Annotated in this window: 18 protein-coding genes; 5 read left to right on the top strand and 13 right to left on the bottom strand. The window is 64.3% G+C overall.

Features of this window, described 5'->3' with window-relative positions:
- The 6 genes from IV091_RS16915 to IV091_RS16890 form a co-directional block, all read right to left on the bottom strand.
- Positions 1 to 163: Ldh family oxidoreductase (locus IV091_RS16915; protein WP_293470428.1), on the bottom strand; the 163-nt coding region annotated here is incomplete at its 3' end.
- A 14-nt stretch (positions 164 to 177) separates the two neighbouring features.
- Positions 178 to 1,704 (bottom strand): UxaA family hydrolase, encoded by a 1,527-nt coding sequence (locus IV091_RS16910; RefSeq protein ID WP_293470425.1) that lies wholly within the window; start codon positions 1,702 to 1,704, stop codon positions 178 to 180.
- A gap of 30 nt (positions 1,705 to 1,734) precedes the next feature.
- Positions 1,735 to 3,126 carry a TRAP transporter large permease gene (locus IV091_RS16905; protein ID WP_293470424.1) on the bottom strand — a complete coding sequence of 464 codons (1,392 nt, stop codon included), beginning with the start codon at positions 3,124 to 3,126 and terminating at the stop codon, positions 1,735 to 1,737.
- Positions 3,127 to 3,160: 34 nt separating this feature from the next.
- Positions 3,161 to 3,715, bottom strand: a complete 555-nt coding sequence (locus IV091_RS16900; RefSeq protein WP_293470423.1) for a TRAP transporter small permease — start codon at positions 3,713 to 3,715, stop codon at positions 3,161 to 3,163.
- Positions 3,716 to 3,791: 76 nt separating this feature from the next.
- Positions 3,792 to 4,787, bottom strand: coding sequence for a sialic acid TRAP transporter substrate-binding protein SiaP (locus IV091_RS16895; RefSeq protein ID WP_293470427.1), 996 nt, complete (start codon positions 4,785 to 4,787; stop codon positions 3,792 to 3,794).
- Between the two features lie 89 nt (positions 4,788 to 4,876).
- Positions 4,877 to 5,617, bottom strand: a complete 741-nt coding sequence (locus tag IV091_RS16890) for a FadR/GntR family transcriptional regulator (protein ID WP_293470422.1) — start codon at positions 5,615 to 5,617, stop codon at positions 4,877 to 4,879.
- Positions 5,618 to 5,782: 165 nt separating this feature from the next.
- Here IV091_RS16890 and IV091_RS16885 point away from each other — a divergent pair, with 165 nt between their 5' ends.
- The 3 genes from IV091_RS16885 to IV091_RS16875 all read left to right on the top strand — a co-directional run bounded on the left by IV091_RS16885 (position 5,783) and on the right by IV091_RS16875 (position 8,345).
- Entirely contained in the window at positions 5,783 to 6,514 is a 732-nt protein-coding gene (locus IV091_RS16885; protein ID WP_293470426.1) for an SDR family oxidoreductase, read from the top strand.
- A gap of 79 nt (positions 6,515 to 6,593) precedes the next feature.
- Entirely contained in the window at positions 6,594 to 7,442 is an 849-nt protein-coding gene (locus tag IV091_RS16880; RefSeq protein ID WP_293470421.1) for a fumarylacetoacetate hydrolase family protein, read from the top strand.
- A 129-nt stretch (positions 7,443 to 7,571) separates the two neighbouring features.
- Positions 7,572 to 8,345, top strand: a complete 774-nt coding sequence (locus IV091_RS16875) for a class II aldolase/adducin family protein (protein ID WP_293470420.1) — start codon at positions 7,572 to 7,574, stop codon at positions 8,343 to 8,345.
- A 5-nt stretch (positions 8,346 to 8,350) separates the two neighbouring features.
- Here the strand turns inward: IV091_RS16875 and IV091_RS16870 are convergent, their stop codons facing one another.
- Both IV091_RS16870 and IV091_RS16865 read right to left on the bottom strand, forming a co-directional pair.
- Positions 8,351 to 9,178, bottom strand: coding sequence for a transglutaminase family protein (locus IV091_RS16870; RefSeq protein ID WP_293470419.1), 828 nt, complete (start codon positions 9,176 to 9,178; stop codon positions 8,351 to 8,353).
- Between the two features lie 117 nt (positions 9,179 to 9,295).
- Positions 9,296 to 9,481, bottom strand: coding sequence for a DUF1328 family protein (locus tag IV091_RS16865; RefSeq protein WP_293470418.1), 186 nt, complete (start codon positions 9,479 to 9,481; stop codon positions 9,296 to 9,298).
- Between the two features lie 312 nt (positions 9,482 to 9,793).
- Between IV091_RS16865 and gstA the strand changes: the two genes are divergently transcribed.
- Positions 9,794 to 10,408: a glutathione transferase GstA gene (gene gstA / locus IV091_RS16860; RefSeq protein WP_293470417.1), complete on the top strand. Its 615-nt coding sequence runs from the start codon at positions 9,794 to 9,796 to the stop codon at positions 10,406 to 10,408.
- Between the two features lie 116 nt (positions 10,409 to 10,524).
- Complete coding sequence (locus IV091_RS16855; RefSeq protein ID WP_293470416.1) at positions 10,525 to 11,634, top strand: alkene reductase; 1,110 nt, start codon at positions 10,525 to 10,527, stop codon at positions 11,632 to 11,634.
- Positions 11,635 to 11,695: 61 nt separating this feature from the next.
- Here the strand turns inward: IV091_RS16855 and thiE are convergent, their stop codons facing one another.
- The 5 genes from thiE to IV091_RS16830 form a co-directional block, all read right to left on the bottom strand.
- Positions 11,696 to 12,331 (bottom strand): thiamine phosphate synthase, encoded by a 636-nt coding sequence (gene thiE, locus IV091_RS16850; RefSeq protein ID WP_293470415.1) that lies wholly within the window; start codon positions 12,329 to 12,331, stop codon positions 11,696 to 11,698.
- Positions 12,332 to 12,409: 78 nt separating this feature from the next.
- Complete coding sequence (locus tag IV091_RS16845; RefSeq protein ID WP_293470414.1) at positions 12,410 to 13,216, bottom strand: thiazole synthase; 807 nt, start codon at positions 13,214 to 13,216, stop codon at positions 12,410 to 12,412.
- A 2-nt stretch (positions 13,217 to 13,218) separates the two neighbouring features.
- Entirely contained in the window at positions 13,219 to 13,428 is a 210-nt protein-coding gene (thiS, locus tag IV091_RS16840) for a sulfur carrier protein ThiS (protein ID WP_293470413.1), read from the bottom strand.
- Positions 13,425 to 14,507, bottom strand: coding sequence for a glycine oxidase ThiO (gene thiO / locus IV091_RS16835; protein ID WP_293470412.1), 1,083 nt, complete (start codon positions 14,505 to 14,507; stop codon positions 13,425 to 13,427). Before thiO ends, thiS begins: the two co-directional genes overlap by 4 nt.
- Positions 14,508 to 14,750: 243 nt before the next feature.
- The coding region (locus tag IV091_RS16830) for a phosphomethylpyrimidine synthase ThiC (protein WP_293470411.1) at positions 14,751 to 15,584 on the bottom strand (834 nt) is incomplete at its 5' end.

Raw genomic sequence — 15,584 nt, 5'->3', positions numbered from 1 at the left:
CATAGCGCGGCAGCATGCCCACGCCATGCGAGTCGTGGCCGCTGAGGTTGGCCATGACGAGGTTGTCAGCCACTTTTTCAGCTTCTTCGGCCGAACTGCCGGCCGCCACCAAAATACGCGCGCACTGTGTTCGCAATACCTGGGCAGGAATGGTTTTTTGCATAAAAATCTCGTGTTTTACATGACCGCGCCGACTTGCCAGGGCACAAACTCGTTCTGCCCGTAACCGTGCTGCTCGCTCTTGCTCTGCTGACCGGACGCTGTGGCCAGCACCTGCTCAAAAATCCGCTGGCCCATTTCCTGGATGGACGCGCTGCCGTCGATGATTTCGCCGCAGTTGATGTCCATGTCTTCCTCCTGGCGCTGCCACAGCGCCGAGTTGGTGGCCAGCTTGAGCGACGGCGAGGGCGCGCAGCCATAGGCCGAGCCGCGCCCGGTGGTGAAGCAGATCAGGTTGGCGCCGCCCGCGACCTGGCCGGTGGCGCTGACCGGGTCGTAGCCCGGCGTGTCCATGTAGACAAAGCCGTGGGCATCGACGGGTTCGGCATATTCATAGACTGCTTCGAGGTTGCTGGTGCCGCCCTTGGCCACGGCGCCCAGCGATTTTTCAAGGATCGTGGTCAGGCCGCCGGCCTTGTTGCCGGGCGAGGGGTTGTTGTTCATCTCGCCTTCGTTGATCTGGGTGTAGTGCTCCCACCACTTGATGCGGGCAATCAGCTTTTCGGCAACGTCGGGGCGCACGGCGCGGCGCGTGAGCAAATGCTCGGCGCCGTAGATTTCGGGGGTTTCGCTCAGGATGGCCGTGCCGCCATGGGCCACCAGCAAATCTACCGCCGCGCCCAGCGCCGGATTCGCGCTGATGCCCGAGTAGCCGTCCGAGCCGCCGCATTGCAGGCCGATGGTGATGTGGGCGGCGCTGCACGGTTCGCGCTTGACGTCATTGGCGCGCGGCAGCATCTCCTTGACCAGCGCAATGCCTTTTTCGACGGTCTTGCGCGTGCCGCCGGTGTCCTGGATGTTGAAGACGCGAAAGTTGTCGCCTTCGCGCAGCGCGCTGTGCGCCAGCCAGGCATTGATCTGGTTGGCCTCGCAGCCCAGGCCGACGACCAGCACGCCGGCAAAGTTGGCATGCGTGGCATAGCCGGCCAGCGTGCGTTCCAGGATCTGCATACCCATGCCTTCGGTGTCCATGCCGCAGCCGGTGCCGTGGGTCAGCGCCACCACGCCATCGACGTTCGGGAAATCCTTCAGGGCCGAGGGGTTGGTTTGCCGCGAAAAATGGTCGGCAATGGCGCGCGCCGCCGTGGCCGAGCAGTTGACGCTGGACAAGATGCCGATGTAGTTGCGCGTTGCCACGCGGCCGTCGGCGCGCTTGATGCCCATAAAGGTTGCCTCGCGCCGCGGGGCTGCAGGCTTCACGTCGGCGCCAATGGCGTAGTCGCGCGCAAAGTCGCCCTTGTCGGGCCCCATGTCCAGGTTGTGCGTATGCACATGCTCGCCCGGTGCAATCGCCTTGCTGGCAAAACCGATGATCTGGTTGTAGCGCCGCACCGGCTCGCCGGCCGCCAGCGCGCGCGTGGCCACCTTGTGGCCGGGCGGAATCAGGCCGCGGACCGTGATGTTCTCTATGGGGCTGCCGCCCACGAGCTGGGCCCGGGCAATCAGCACATCGTCGGCGGGATGGAGGCGGATAAAAGGAATCATGGGGTGACCTTCAGGGCAATCAAAAATCAGTCAATAAAACATCTTCGGCAGCCAGAGCACGGCCTTGGGGAAGTAGGTGATGATGCCCAGACTCACCAGCAAGGGCAGCAGCCACGGCAGGATCGCCATGGTGGTTTGCTCCACCGACAGCTTGGCCACCCGCGCCAGCACGAACAGCACCATGCCCATGGGCGGGTGCAGCAGGCCGATCATCAAATTGAGCACCATCACCAGCCCGAAATGGACCGGGTCGATGCCGAGCTGCTGCGTGATGGGCAGCAAGATGGGCACCAGGATAGTGATGGCGGCGGTGGGCTCCAGGAAGCAGCCGACAAACAGCATCAAGAGGTTGGCCAGCAGCAAAAAGACCCAGGCCTCCTTTGTGAAACCCAGCACCCATTCGGCAATGCCGGCGGTCACGCCGGTCGCCGTCAGCATCCAGCCAAAGATGGACGCGGCGGCCACGATGAACAGCACGGTGGCGGTGGTCTCGACCGTGTCCAGGCAGACCTTGACGAACATCTTGAACTTCAGCGTGCGGTACCAGGCAAAGCCCAGCACCATGGACCAGACGCAGGCCGCAATCGCGCCTTCGGTGGGCGTGAACAGGCCGGTCGTCATGCCGCCTATCAGCAGCACGGGCGTCATGATGGGCAGCACGGCTTCAAAGCGAAAAAGCTTGTCGAGTACGAACAGCGCGACCAGCCCCAGAAAGACCGTGATCTGCGGCGGCGCGCCCAGGCTGATCAGGCCCCACAGCGCCAGCGGCCAGCCGGCCACCACGGCAAGTTCCACCAGCGCCTTGCCAAAGCGGCTGCCCGAGAAGCGGATGTCGCCGCCCCATTTGTTCTTGTGCGCAAAGTACGCGACGGTGAGCATCATCAGAAAAGCCATCAGCAGGCCCGGCAGCAGGCCGGCCAGGAACAGCGCGCCAATCGACACGTTGGCCATCATGCCGTAGATCACAAACGGCAAACTGGGCGGAATGATGGGGCCCAGCGTGGCGGACGCCGCCGTCACGCCGACGGCGAATTCGGACGAATAGCCGTGCTCCTTCATGGCCTTGATCTCGATCGTGCCCAGGCCGGCCGCATCGGCAATGGCGGTGCCGCTCATGCCGGCAAAAATGACCGAGCCGACCACGTTGACATGGCCCAGCCCGCCCTTGAGCCAGCCGACCAGCGCCAGCGCGAAGTTGTAGATGCGCGTCGTGATGCCGGCGTTGTTCATCAGGTTGCCGGCCAGAATGAAAAAGGGCACGGCCAGCAGCGGAAAGCTGTCGATGCCCGACACCATGCGGTGAATCACCACGAAAGGCGGCAGCGTGCCGCTGAACAGGATGTAGACGAGCGAAGCGCCCGCCATGGCGATGGCCACCGGAATGCCGGCGCCCATGAAGATCAGGAAGAATATTTTGAGCATGGGGTGACTTGTGTGACTCTGGTTGTACCGGGACTCAGCGGTCCTGCATCGTGGTGTCGGGCCGCTCCAGCACGCTGTAGCCGCGCCGGTAATGGATCACGGCGACCTGTATCGCGCGCAGCAGCATCACGGCAAAGCCGAGCAGGCACAGCGCATAGACCACGTTCATCGGCAGGTCCACCACCGTCATGCGGGTCTGGTTTCCAATCTTGAGCATCATCTGCACCGTCATGACCACGGCGGCGCCAAAAAACGCGATGCGCACCCCGTCCACGAAGCCCGACATCAGCCGGCCCATGCGCGCCGGCATGTGGCGGTAAAAAAAATCGACATGGATGTGGTTGTTCTTTGCCACGCCGATGGCCGCGCCTATGAACACCACCGCAATCAGCTGGTAGCGGGCGATTTCCTCGGTCCAGGCCGCCGAATCGTTCATCACATAGCGGGTGATGAACTGGTAGAACACCGTCAGGCCCAGCAGCCAGAAGAGCGCCAGCGCCAGCCACGCCTCGGGCGTGGTAGTGGACAGGTCCACCACCTCGTCCTCGGTGTGGAACTCGCCGTCGTCGCTGATGATTTTGTCGCTCATGGGCACTCCGCAAACAGTCAATTCGGTCAAAAAACTGGCCGCAATGCCCGGGGGCAGGGCGGCCAGCGGGCATCGCTTACTTGATGGCGGTGATGCGGTCGTAGTCCTGCTGGCGGTAGCCGTGGTCGGTCGGCTTGGTGTTTTTCAGCACCGCTTCGCGAAAGGCGTTCTTGTCGACCGTGATGACGTTGTTGCCCTTTTTCTTGAACTCCTCGGCCAGGCGCACTTCAGAGGCAATGATTTCGCGGCCGGTCTTTTCGGCGGCTTCCTGCATCACGTCCGAGAAGATCTTTTTCTCGTCGGCCGACAGCTTGGCCCACAGCTGACCGGAGGTGATGGTCAGCAGCGAGTCGACGATGTGGCCGGTCAGCGAAATGTTTTTCTGCACCTCGAAGAACTTCTTGGCCTCGATGGTCGGCAGCGGGTTTTCCTGCGCATCGACGGTGCCGTTCTGCAGCGCCAGGTAGACCTCGGCAAAGGCGATTGGCGTGGCATTGGCGCCGAGTGACTTGGGAAAGGCCAGGTAGGCCGGCGCGTCGGGCACGCGGATCTTCAGGCCCTTCATGTCCTCGGGCTTGGTGACCGGCTTGGCCGCGCTGGAGGTGACATGGCGCGCGCCGTAGTAGTTGAGCGCGGTGATGTGGTTGCCGCTCTTGTCGTCGTAGCCTTTGGCGAGTTCCTTGAACACATCGCTCTTGGCGTATTTCAGCAGGTGCTCGGCGTCCCGGAAGATGAAGGGAAAGTAGGTGACGGCCAGCGGCTTGTAGGTGTTGCCGGCAAAGCTGGCGCCGCTCAGGATGATGTCCACCGAGCCGAGCGTCAGGCCCTGGTTGATGTCGGATTCCTTGCCCAGCGTGGAGGCCGGAAACACCTGCACCTCGTACTTGCCGTTGGTGCGCTTCTTGATTTCGTCGCCGGCCCAGACCGACCATTTGTGAAACGGCTCGGAGGTCTCATAAACGTGCGCCCATTTCAGCTTGGTTTGCGCCGATGCAATGCCAGAAAGGCCTGTAGCGCCCGCCAGCACGGCACAACATGCGATGGTTTTAAGAGTCTTGCGTTTTGTTTTCAAGTCGTTCATGGTGTCTCCTCGGGGTGGATGATGTGCTGGCTTTGCGGGTCCGGTGCATGCGCCAGCCATGCACCGCAGTTCAGGTCTCCCTACACGGGATCCTTGAGCTTTTGCGCCTGCCGCCAGCTCACGCTGAAGCGGGTGTGCGAGTTGTCCATGTGCTGGTGCATGGCCAGGCGGGCGGCGGCCGGGTCATGGCTGCGGATGGCCTGCAGGATCGCTTCATGCTCGGTGATGGCAGCGCGCCAGGAGTGGGCGGTTTCAAAATAGCCGGTCAGCCGCTCAAACAGCGGGCTGCGCCGGGAGTCCCAGAAGCGTTGCACGGTTTCAATCAACACGACATTGCCGCAGGCTTCAACAATCGCGCTGTGAAAGTCCCGGTCGCCTTCGAGCGGCATGATGCCCTGGCCGGTATCGCCCTGCATGGCCGCCAGCGCCCGGCCCATGGCGGCAATGTGCTGGCGCTTGGCCTCGGTGGCGGCGATGGCGGCAGTTTCGCCTTCAACCACCCGGCGGGCGCGGATCAGCTCCAGCGGCCCCCATTCGTCGGCCGCAATCTGCGGGCGGCGGGCGGCGGCGTGACTGGCCTGGCTGCTGCGGTCCAGCACATAAACGCCCGAGCCGGTGCGCACCTCGACCCAGCCTTCGACTTCCAGCGCGATCAGCGCCTCGCGCACCGACGGCCGGCTCACGCCCAGTTGTTTCGCCAGGTCGCGCTCTGCCGGCAGACGGCTGCCGACGGCCAGTTCGCCCTGGCTGATCAGCGCGCGCAACTGCCCGGCAATCTGCCGGTACAGGCGCTGGGGTTCGACAACTTGAAGGAAGGACATGCGGGGGACGTTAACCATTCGAATTAAGGGTTAGCCAGAATTGGCCAAGTGGTAAGGCCAATTAATAATCCCATGAAACAGGCGCTTCACCCATCCGGCAAAACCCTGCCCCGTCGCCTGGCCGCTGTGCAGATCGACCGCATTCAAGGAACACGCATGACAAAGTTGAGACTGGAAGGAAAAACCGCGCTGGTGACCGCCGCCGGACAGGGCATCGGCAAGGCCAGCGCGCTGGCCATGGCGGCCGAAGGCGCGCAGGTCTGGGCCACCGATGTCAATCCGGCGCTGCTGGCCAGCTATGCCGGCATTCCAAACATCCAGACCGCCGTGCTGGATGTGCTCGACAGGCAGGCCATCGACAAGCTGGTCAACGCGTTGCCGCCGCTCAATGTGCTGTTCAACTGCGCCGGCTTCGTGCATGCCGGCTCGGTCCTGCAGGCCACCGATGCCGAATGGGACTTTGCCTTCAACCTCAATGTGCGCGCACAGTTCTGGCTGATCCAGGCGGCGCTGCCCAAGATGCTGGCGAACAAAGGCGGCAGCATCATCAACATGGCCAGCGTCTGCGGCTTCAAGGGCCTGCCGAACCGCTTCCTCTACGGCGCCTCCAAGGCGGCCGTCGTCGGACTGACCAAGAGCGTCGCCGCCGACCACGTGGCCCAGGGCGTGCGCTGCAATGCGGTCTGCCCCGGCACGGTCGACACGCCGTCGCTGCAGGAGCGCATCAATGTGTTTGAAGACCCGGTGGAGGCGCGCAAGGGCTTCGTCGCGCGCCAGCCTCTCGGCCGGCTGGCGCAGGCGCATGAAATTGCGCCGCTGGTGGTGTTCCTGGCCAGCGACGAATCAGCGTTTGTCACCGGGCAGGCCTACAACATCGATGGCGGCATCACGATCTGAGCACGACCTGGTTTGCAGGCCGGTGTCCCGCAGGCTTTAACAATCAATTGACGCACCCCAAGGAAAAAAGGAAACACCCATGAAACTCGTTCGCTACGGCCACCCAGGCCAGGAAAAACCCGGCCTCATCGACACGGCAGGCCAGTTGCGCGACCTCAGCGGCCTGATCGGCGACATCGGCCCCGACCAGCTTGGCGATGCCGCGCTAGAGGCACTGCGCCAGCACGACGCCAGCGCGCTGCCGGCGGTCGAAGGTTCGCCGCGCCTGGGCTGCCCGCTGACCGGCGTGCGCAAGTTCATCGCCATCGGCCTGAATTTTGCCGACCATGCGGCCGAGTCCAACCTGCCGATTCCGGCCGAACCGATCGTGTTCATGAAGGCCACCAGCTGCATCCAGGGACCCGACGATGCGGTCATGCTGCCCCGGGATTCGGTCAAGACCGACTGGGAGGTCGAGCTGGGCGTGGTCATCGGCACGCGCGCGCGCTATGTGGACGAAGATGAGGCGCTCAATCATGTCGCCGGCTACTGCACCATCAACGATGTCAGCGAGCGGGAATTCCAGATCGAGCGCGGCGGCACCTGGGACAAGGGCAAGGGCTGCGACACCTTCGGCCCGATCGGCCCATGGCTGGTCACGCGCGACGAGGTCGCTGACCCGCAAAACCTCGGCATGTGGCTGGACGTCAACGGCCGGCGCATGCAGACCGGATCGACCCGGACCATGATTTTCAGCGTGGCAAAAATCGTCAGCTATGTGAGCCAGTTCATGACGCTGGAGCCCGGCGATGTCATCACCACCGGCACGCCGCCCGGCGTCGGCATGGGCATGAAGCCGCCGGTCTACCTCAAGGCAGGCGACCAGATCGCGCTCGGCATCGACGGGCTGGGCGAGCAGCGGCAGCGGGTGGTCGCTTTCCAGCGCTAGGCAAGTACGGCCCCGAGCGCGGGCCGGGCCCATGGGTGTCGCGGGCGCAACACACGCAAAGGTGCGGGGCGTTGTAGGCTAGCCAGCCGCGCACCAAGCGCCCCACTGGACCCCTTCAGGACACACAGCATGAACATCCCTTCCCTTCAAAATGAAGTCAGCCCCGAAGAATGGCAGCTGCGCTGCGACCTGGCCGCCTGCTACCGGCTGGTGGCGCTGTATGGCTGGAGCGACCTGGTGTTCACCCACATCAGCGCCAAGCTGCCCGAGTCCGTCACGGGACCGGGCGCGCACCATTTCCTGATCAACCCCTACGGCCTGATGTTTGACGAGATCACGGCCTCCAGCCTGGTCAAGGTCGACGAACAATGCAACAAGGTGATTGATTCGCCGTTCCCGGTCAACCCGGCCGGCTTCGTGATCCACAGCGCCGTGCATGAGGCCAGGCGCGACGCCGGCTGCGTGCTGCACACCCACACGCGCGCCGGTGTCGGCGTGAGCGCGCAGGCCGGCGGCGTGCTGCCGATCAGCCAGCAGTCCACCTTTGTGCTGGCCTCGCTGGCCTACCATGCCTATGAAGGCGTGGCGTTCAGGGACGACGAAAAGCCGCGCCTGCAGGCCGACCTGGGCCGCGCCAACTTTCTGGTGCTGCGCAACCACGGCCTGCTGACCGTCGGCAAGACCATTGCCGACGCGTTTTTGAGCATGTACACCTTTGAAGCCACCTGCCGCATCCAGATTGACGCCCAGGCTGGCGGCGGCGCGCTGACGCCGGTCAACCCGCTGATCGTCCAGGGCGTGTCTGAAGCCATGCGCGTGCAGACCGGCGGCATGGGCGGCGCCTTTGTCTGGCCGGCACTGATTCGCAAGCTCGAACGCCTGGACGCCAGCTACCGCAGCTGAAAGCGTTACACAGGAGGAACCAGCGACAGCGCGGGGGCGGAGGCGGTATCGCCTTCCTGCACCGTCAGTTCCTTGCGCACCATCTGCACCTGGCCAAAAATAGTGGCAAAGGCCACATCCTTGGCGTCGCGGCCCGAGCCGATGCGCACCATCCGGTCTATGGGCGCCATGCCGGTCGGGTCAAACACCACCCACTGGCCGCCCAGCCAGGCTTCGAACACGGCATGGAAGTCTTCAGGCGGCTGGACAAAATGCACATAGCCCACCACCAGCCGCGCCGGAATATTAAGCGCCCGGCACAGCGTGATGCCCAGGTGGGCAAAGTCGCGGCAGACGCCGGCGCGCTGCACAAACACCTCCTGCGCACTGGTGGTTGAATTGCCAAAGCCGGGCAGGTACTCAATCGACTCGCGTATCCACCGCTCAATCGCGCGCACCCGGCCTATGCCGTGCGGCAGCTGACCAAACAGGTGCTGGGCGGCGCGGCTCATGATGTCCGACTCGCAGTAACGGCTGGGCATCAGAAAGCGCAGAACGTCGTCGGGCACCGCACTGACCGGCGTCTCGTCCAGATGCAGCGGCACCGGCGCAGGCATCAGTTCCACCCGGGCGTTGTAGTTCACGGTCAGCAGCCCCCTGGGCGCATCCAGCCGGATGAACCGGTTTCCGCTGCGCTCGTCGCAGAAATTGTGCACCTTCATGCTGGGCGTGATCGTCAGCCGCTCCTCCAGCACCCGGTGACCCTCGTGAAAAGCGGTCTCGATGTTGAACAAAAAATGGGCAGGACTGCTGACGTCGTACTCCAGCAAACAGTCAACTAAAGAGGTGTGCATGGGGAGAGAAGTTTCTGAATGGAAAAAAATGGCGATATTGCCACGAAACGCTTGGCGGTCAGGTGCGCATCGGAACACCGGCTTGGCGGGGCACTGCCGCATCAGGACGATGTCCATTTACTTCATTATTTTCTTGGCCGCACCCACGCCCAGCGCCGCCAGCACCACAAAAATGATGGCCACGATCAGGAACAGGCCGAACAAAATCTTGGCAATACCGGCCGCGCCTGCGGCCACACCGCCAAAGCCGAGTGCGCCGGCCACCAGTGCAATCAGCGCAAAAATAATCGCGTACTTGAGCATCGTGTTCTCCCGAACCGCAACGCACAACATGGGCGCTGCAAAACCCGATGTTAGGGGTGCCAGCGCCGCTGACAAATCAGCAGGGCGCGCGGGCCGTTGTAGGACGAAGCCACCGCCAGAAGGCCGCCAATTGCTATGCTATTTATAGCTATCAGGGCCGGAAATACAAGGGCGCCTGCAGGCTTTCGTCAAGCAAATTAAAAACCGGCCACGCGGGCCACTTTTGGCCTTTCGCATCACGCCGGCCGCCCGATGCGGCTAGCATCAGGGCCTTGGCGCCCTCCTCCCGCAACCCCATTCAAGGATCCCCGCATGAAGCTTTATTACTCGCCCGGCGCCTGCTCGCTGTCTGTCCACATCGCGCTGCACGAGTCGGGGCTGGCCTTTGAGCCTGTGCTGGCCTCCACCAAAACCCACCAGCTCAAGGACGGCACCGACTACTACACCATCAACCCGCTGGGCGCGGTTCCCCTGCTGGAACTCGACGATGGCACGCGCCTGACCGAAGGCCCGGCCATCGTGCAGTACATCGCCGACCTGGTGCCTGACAAACAGCTGGCGCCAGCCAGCGGCACGCTGGCGCGCGCGCAGCTGCAGTCGTGGCTGAACTTCATCAGCACCGAGCTGCACCAGGGTTTCAGCCCGCTGTTTAACCCGGCGACGCCCGCCGACTACAAACCGGTGGCCATCAACAAGCTGCTGTCGCGCCTGAAGTGGGTGGACGACGAACTCGCAGGCAAGTCCTTCCTGATGGGCGACGCCTACAGCGTGGCTGACCCCTACCTGTTCAACGTCACCAACTGGGCCCGCTTTGTGGGGCTGGATATTTCAGGCTTTGCCAACATCGCCGCCTTGCGCGAACGCATCGCGGCACGCCCTGCCGTGCAGGCGGCCATGAAGCAAGAAGGCCTGATCAAGCCCAGTTGACCTGACGCACGGTCCGGCCGGCTGGCGCCGCTTCGGCGGCCCGACATTTGCCAGACCCATCCGCAAGGGCGCACACTGGCGTCCTGTTTTGCTGTTTACCTTACGGATCCTTTTCAATGCCCACCTTATTTGACCCCGTCCAGGCAGGCGACCTCCGGCTCGCCAACCGCATCGTGATGGCGCCGCTGACGCGCAACCGCGCGCCCGACGCCATTCCCACCCCACTGATGACCGAGTACTACACCCAGCGCGCCACGGCGGGACTCATCATCACCGAAGCCACCGCCATCAGCCACCAGGCCCAGGGCTATGCCGATGTGCCCGGCCTGTACGGCACCGAGCAGCTCGACGGCTGGAAGCCCATCACCGAAGCCGTGCATGACGCGGGCGGCAAAATCGTGGTGCAGCTCTGGCATGTGGGCCGCGTGTCGCACACCGATTTGCAGCCAAACGGCGGCAAACCGGTGGCGCCTTCGGCGATCACCGCCAAGACCAAAACCGTGCTGATCAGGGACGGCGTGCCCACGTTTGTGGCCACCTCGGAGCCGCGCGCGCTGGACGCGGCAGAACTGCCCGACATCGTGCACACCTACCAGGCGGCTGCGCGCAATGCGGTGGAAACCGCCGGTTTTGACGGCGTCGAAATCCACGCAGCCAACGGCTATTTGCTCGACCAGTTCCTCAAAAGCGGCTCCAACCAGCGCACCGACGACTACGGCGGCAGCCTGAAGAACCGGGCGCGCCTGCTGCTTGAAGTGGTGCGCGCCGTCGCGGGCGCCATTGGCGGCGGCCGCACCGGCATTCGCCTGTCACCCGTCACGCTCTCCAACGACGCGTATGACGCCGACCCGCAGCCGCTGTTTGACTACGTGGTCAAGCAGCTCGCCAAACTGAACCTGGCGTATATCCACATCATTGAAGGCGCCACCGGCGGCGCGCGCGACTTGCCCGACCGTCCGTTTGACTACGCCGAGCTGAAAGCCGCCTACCGCGCTGCTGGCGGCAAGGGCGCCTGGATGGTCAACAACGGCTACAACCAAGAGTTGGCCGAGCAGGCCGTGAAAGACGGCAGCGCCGACCTGATCGCCTTTGGCAAACCGTTCATCGCCAACCCCGACCTGGTGGCACGCCTGCGCGGCAATGCGCCGCTCAACACGCCCGATCAAGCGACGTTTTACGGCGGTGGCGCCAAGGGCTACACCGACTATCCGTCGCTATACAAATAATAGCAATTAATGTCTGGCCGGGTTGCGCCAGCGGCCGATTTGATGCATGAAATTCGGTGCTTCAGCCGGCCGCCAGCCGCAGGCCGGCCAGCGCCGCCTGCTGCGGGTCGGCCGCCAGCGTCACCGCGCTGACCACCGCCACGCCGTCAACGCCGCAGGCCAGCACGCCCGGCATGCGTTCCAGCGAAATGCCGCCAATGGCGACCACCGGATACGGCGCGGCCAGCAGCGCCCAGTCCTTCAGCTGCGCCAGCCCGACCGGCTCGTAAGGCATGACCTTGAGCGTGGTCGGGTAGATCGGGCCTATCGCCAGGTAAGACGGTTGCACCGCATGGGCGCGCGCCAGTTCGGCCGGCGTGTGGGTGCTCAGGCCCAGTCGCAGGCCGGCGCGGCGCAGCGCCTCGATGTCGGCCGTGTCGAGGTCTTCCTGGCCCAGATGCACGCCGTAAGCGCCTGCGGCAAGGGCCAGCTGCCAGTGGTCGTTGATGAAGACCTGCGCGCCCGGCACCCGCTTGCCGGCCTCGACAGCGGCCTTCACTTCCCGTTCGATCTCGGCCGGCGTGTGGTCAGCGGCCTTGATGCGCAGCTGTATGGTACGCACGCCCCAGTCGAGCAGGCGCTGGACCCAGGCGGCGTCATGCACCACGGGGTAAAAGCCGATGGTGCCGGTCAGGGAAGCAAAAGGTGTGGAAGTCATGGCGGTCACCACGTTAAAGGATGAATTACGCCTTCCCCCAAAAGGGGAAGGAGGAAGAAAGAGAAGAGGCGGCAAGCATCAAGCGCCATGCCAGAACGGCACACCGACAGTCGGGGTCGAGGCCTGCGCGGCGGCGCGCTCGGGCATGGGGGTGGACTCATAGGCGGCCCGGCCGGCCGCCACGCCATCGGCAAAGGCCCGCGCCATGCGCACCGGGTCGCCCGCCTGCGCCACGGCGGTGTTGAGCAGCACGGCGTCAAAGCCCAGCTCCATCACCTGCGCGGCATGCGAGGGCCGGCCCAGCCCGGCGTCCACGATCAGCACCGCGTCGGGCAGGCGGCGCCGCATGGTTTCCAGCGCATACGGATTGAGCGGCCCGCGCCCGGTGCCAATCGGCGCGGCCCACGGCATCACGGCCGCGCAGCCCGCCGCGTGCAGACGCTGCGCCATCACCAGGTCGTCGGTGGTGTAGGCAAAGACCGCAAAACCGTCTTTGGCCAGCGCCGTGGCGGCTTCGAGCGTGGCCACGGTGTCGGGCTGCAGCGTGTAGTCGTCGCCAATCACTTCGAGCTTGATCCAGGTGGTGCCGAAAATCTCGCGCGCCATCTGCGCCAGCGTGATCGCCTCTACCGCGCTGTGGCAGCCCGCCGTGTTCGGCAAAATGTGGCAGCCCAGCGCCTGGATACGCTGCCAGAAGCTGCTGCCGCCGCCGGTTTCAGGCTGCAGCCGGCGCAGGCCCACCGTCAGCACCTCGGTGCCGCTGGCGCGCACCGCATCGCCCAGCACCTGCGGCGACGGGTAATGCGAGGTGCCCAGGAAAAAGCGGCTTGAAAGCGTGGTGCCCGCCACGGTCCACGGACTGCCGTGGGCAATGGATGTGTTCATGGCTAGCCTCCTGTGATCGGTGTCACGACGTCGATGCGGTCGCCACCTTGCAAACTGCGCTCGGGCCACTGCGGGCGCGGCACAAAGCCGCTGTTGATGGCGCAGGCAAACGCGCTTTTCAGATCGTAGCCGCGCTCCAGCAGCAGCGCCTGCAGCGTGGGCGCCCCGGTGGCAATGCGCTCGCCGTTCAGGGAAATTTCAAAACTTGTCATGTCTCCTCCTTGCGTTCAATGCCCAAGAGTTTATGGGCCAGTTCATCTACCAGCGCCGGCGCGCACAAATAGCCGTGCCGGTACAGGCCGTTGATATGCCAGACGCCATCCCGAAGCGCTACCGCCGGCCGGTGGTCGTCCAGCGCCGGGCGCAGCGCCGCAGACAGGCGCAGCACGCGGGCCTCGCCAAAGGCCGGGTGCAAGCTGTGCAGCGCGCTGGCCAGCTCCAGCGTGGAGCGCAGCGTGACCGGCCCGGTGTCTTCCGACTCCAGCTCGGTCGCGCCCACCACAAACTGGTGGTTGGGCCGGGGCGCCACATACAGCTGGTAGCGCGGATGCATCAGGCGCACCGGGCGCAACAGCGTCACGCCGGGGCATTCCACGCGCAGCACCTCGCCGCGCACGCCGCGCAAGGGGTTGTCTGCTGGCCACTGCGCCTTGCTGCCCACGCCGCGCGCATCGACCGCCACATCGACGGCATGCGACTGGTCCGCGCAGACGATGCGGCCTTCTTCCACTTTTTCAACCGCCTGGCCTTCATGCCACTGCACGCCCAGCCGCTCGATCTCGGTGGCCAGCCCCGCCATCCACTGGTCGTTGGCCAGCTGGCCTTCGCCCTCCAGCAGCAGGCCGCCGCCAAAGCGTCCGGCCAGCGTAGGCTCCACCGCGCCAAGCGCAGCGGCATCGAGCGTGCGTACCTGGGCGCGGCACGCTTCGGGCAGCTTGTGGTGCAGCAGGCGCGTGAAATGCTCGAGCGAAGTCTGGTCGGGCGCGTGCGCCACCACCAGCGTACCTTGCTGGCGAAAGTACACCGGGGCACCGCCGCCTTCGGCCAGCTCATCCATCCAGCGCGGCCAGAGCTGCATCGAGCGCTGGCCCAGCGCGAACACGGCGTCGTCCGACACCGCCAGTTCGGCCAGCGGCGACAGCATGGCCGCCGCCGTCATGCTGGCCGTGTCCAGCGCATCGCGTGACCGCGAATCAAACAGGCTGACGCGGCAGCCCGCGCGCAGCAGACGCCAGGCCAGCGTGCGGCCCGCCAGGCCGGCGCCGGCAATGCCAATGTGAAGGGAGTTCATGGTGTCTTTGGTATTAGCGCCATCCCCCTCTGGGGGAGGGCTGGGGTAGGGCCAGCGGCGGGCATAAAGGTAAAGAAGAAATCTGTCTCGGGAAAGAAACCCCGTTGAATTTTAATAAAAATGACTGTAACGCTCGTTCCACATAGGCATATCGCTATATTTTTAATAGCATTTTGAATTCGGATTCGGGCAGGCCCCCATCCCGGCCTTCCCCCAGCAGGGGAAGGAGAAAGACGGGCCGCGTCAGGAATAAATCTCGTTCCCGCCCTTGCGGAATTCCCCGGCTTTTTCTTCAAATCCGGCTTCCATCTCAACCGTGACCTGCTGAATCGGAATCACGCCCGGCCCCTTGGCCAGCGTGGTCGTGGAGGGGTTGAGCCGCGCAAATTCTCGCACCTCCTGCGAAATCTTCATCGAGCAGAACTTGGGCCCGCACATCGAGCAGAAATGCGCCACCTTGGCATTTTCCTTGGGCAGCGTTTCGTCGTGGTAGGCCATCGCCGTGTCCGGGTCTATCGCCAGGCGGAACTGGTCTTCCCAGCGAAACTCGAAGCGGGCTTTTGAAACAGCGTTGTCCCACATCTGCGCGCCGGGGTAACCCTTGGCCAGGTCGCCTGCATGCGCGGCAATCTTGTAGGCGATCAGGCCCTGCTTCACGTCGTCGCGGTTCGGCAGGCCCAGGTGCTCCTTGGGCGTCACGTAGCACAGCATCGCCGTGCCGTACCAGCCGATATTGGCCGCGCCCATAGCCGACGAGATGTGGTCGTAGCCGGGCGAGATGTCGGTGATCAGCGGGCCCAGCGTGTAGAACGGCGCTTCGAAGCAGGCCTCGAGCTGCTTGTCGACGTTTTCCTTCACCAGCTGCAGCGGCACATGGCCGGGGCCTTCGATCATCACCTGCACGTCGTGCTTCCAGGCAATCTGCGTGAGTTCGCCCAGCGTGTGCAGTTCGGCAAACTGCGCTTCGTCGTTGGCGTCGGCAATCGAGCCGGGGCGCAGGCCATCGCCGAGCGAGAAGCACACGTCATAGGCCTTCATGATGTCGCAGATGTCCTCGAAATGCTCGTACAAAAAGCT

Source organism: Polaromonas sp. (assembly GCF_018780625.1).
Lineage (GTDB): Bacteria > Pseudomonadota > Gammaproteobacteria > Burkholderiales > Burkholderiaceae_C > Polaromonas.
The sequence above is the reverse complement of the archived record's forward strand: the minus strand, read 5'-3'. Positions and strand labels throughout refer to the sequence as shown.

What these genes read in the sequence shown, in the direction of transcription:
- IV091_RS16910 (WP_293470425.1), bottom strand. Translation starts at nt 1,704, where the DNA reads ATGATTCCTTTTATCCGCCTCCATCCCGCCGACGATGTGCTGATTGCC.
- IV091_RS16905 (WP_293470424.1), bottom strand. Translation starts at nt 3,126, where the DNA reads ATGCTCAAAATATTCTTCCTGATCTTCATGGGCGCCGGCATTCCGGTG.
- IV091_RS16900 (WP_293470423.1), bottom strand. Translation starts at nt 3,715, where the DNA reads ATGAGCGACAAAATCATCAGCGACGACGGCGAGTTCCACACCGAGGAC.
- IV091_RS16890 (WP_293470422.1), bottom strand. Translation starts at nt 5,617, where the DNA reads ATGTCCTTCCTTCAAGTTGTCGAACCCCAGCGCCTGTACCGGCAGATT.
- IV091_RS16880 (WP_293470421.1), top strand. Translation starts at nt 6,594, where the DNA reads ATGAAACTCGTTCGCTACGGCCACCCAGGCCAGGAAAAACCCGGCCTC.
- IV091_RS16875 (WP_293470420.1), top strand. Translation starts at nt 7,572, where the DNA reads ATGAACATCCCTTCCCTTCAAAATGAAGTCAGCCCCGAAGAATGGCAG.
- IV091_RS16870 (WP_293470419.1), bottom strand. Translation starts at nt 9,178, where the DNA reads ATGCACACCTCTTTAGTTGACTGTTTGCTGGAGTACGACGTCAGCAGT.
- IV091_RS16865 (WP_293470418.1), bottom strand. Translation starts at nt 9,481, where the DNA reads ATGCTCAAGTACGCGATTATTTTTGCGCTGATTGCACTGGTGGCCGGC.
- gstA (WP_293470417.1), top strand. Translation starts at nt 9,794, where the DNA reads ATGAAGCTTTATTACTCGCCCGGCGCCTGCTCGCTGTCTGTCCACATC.
- IV091_RS16855 (WP_293470416.1), top strand. Translation starts at nt 10,525, where the DNA reads ATGCCCACCTTATTTGACCCCGTCCAGGCAGGCGACCTCCGGCTCGCC.
- thiE (WP_293470415.1), bottom strand. Translation starts at nt 12,331, where the DNA reads ATGACTTCCACACCTTTTGCTTCCCTGACCGGCACCATCGGCTTTTAC.
- IV091_RS16845 (WP_293470414.1), bottom strand. Translation starts at nt 13,216, where the DNA reads ATGAACACATCCATTGCCCACGGCAGTCCGTGGACCGTGGCGGGCACC.
- thiS (WP_293470413.1), bottom strand. Translation starts at nt 13,428, where the DNA reads ATGACAAGTTTTGAAATTTCCCTGAACGGCGAGCGCATTGCCACCGGG.
- thiO (WP_293470412.1), bottom strand. Translation starts at nt 14,507, where the DNA reads ATGAACTCCCTTCACATTGGCATTGCCGGCGCCGGCCTGGCGGGCCGC.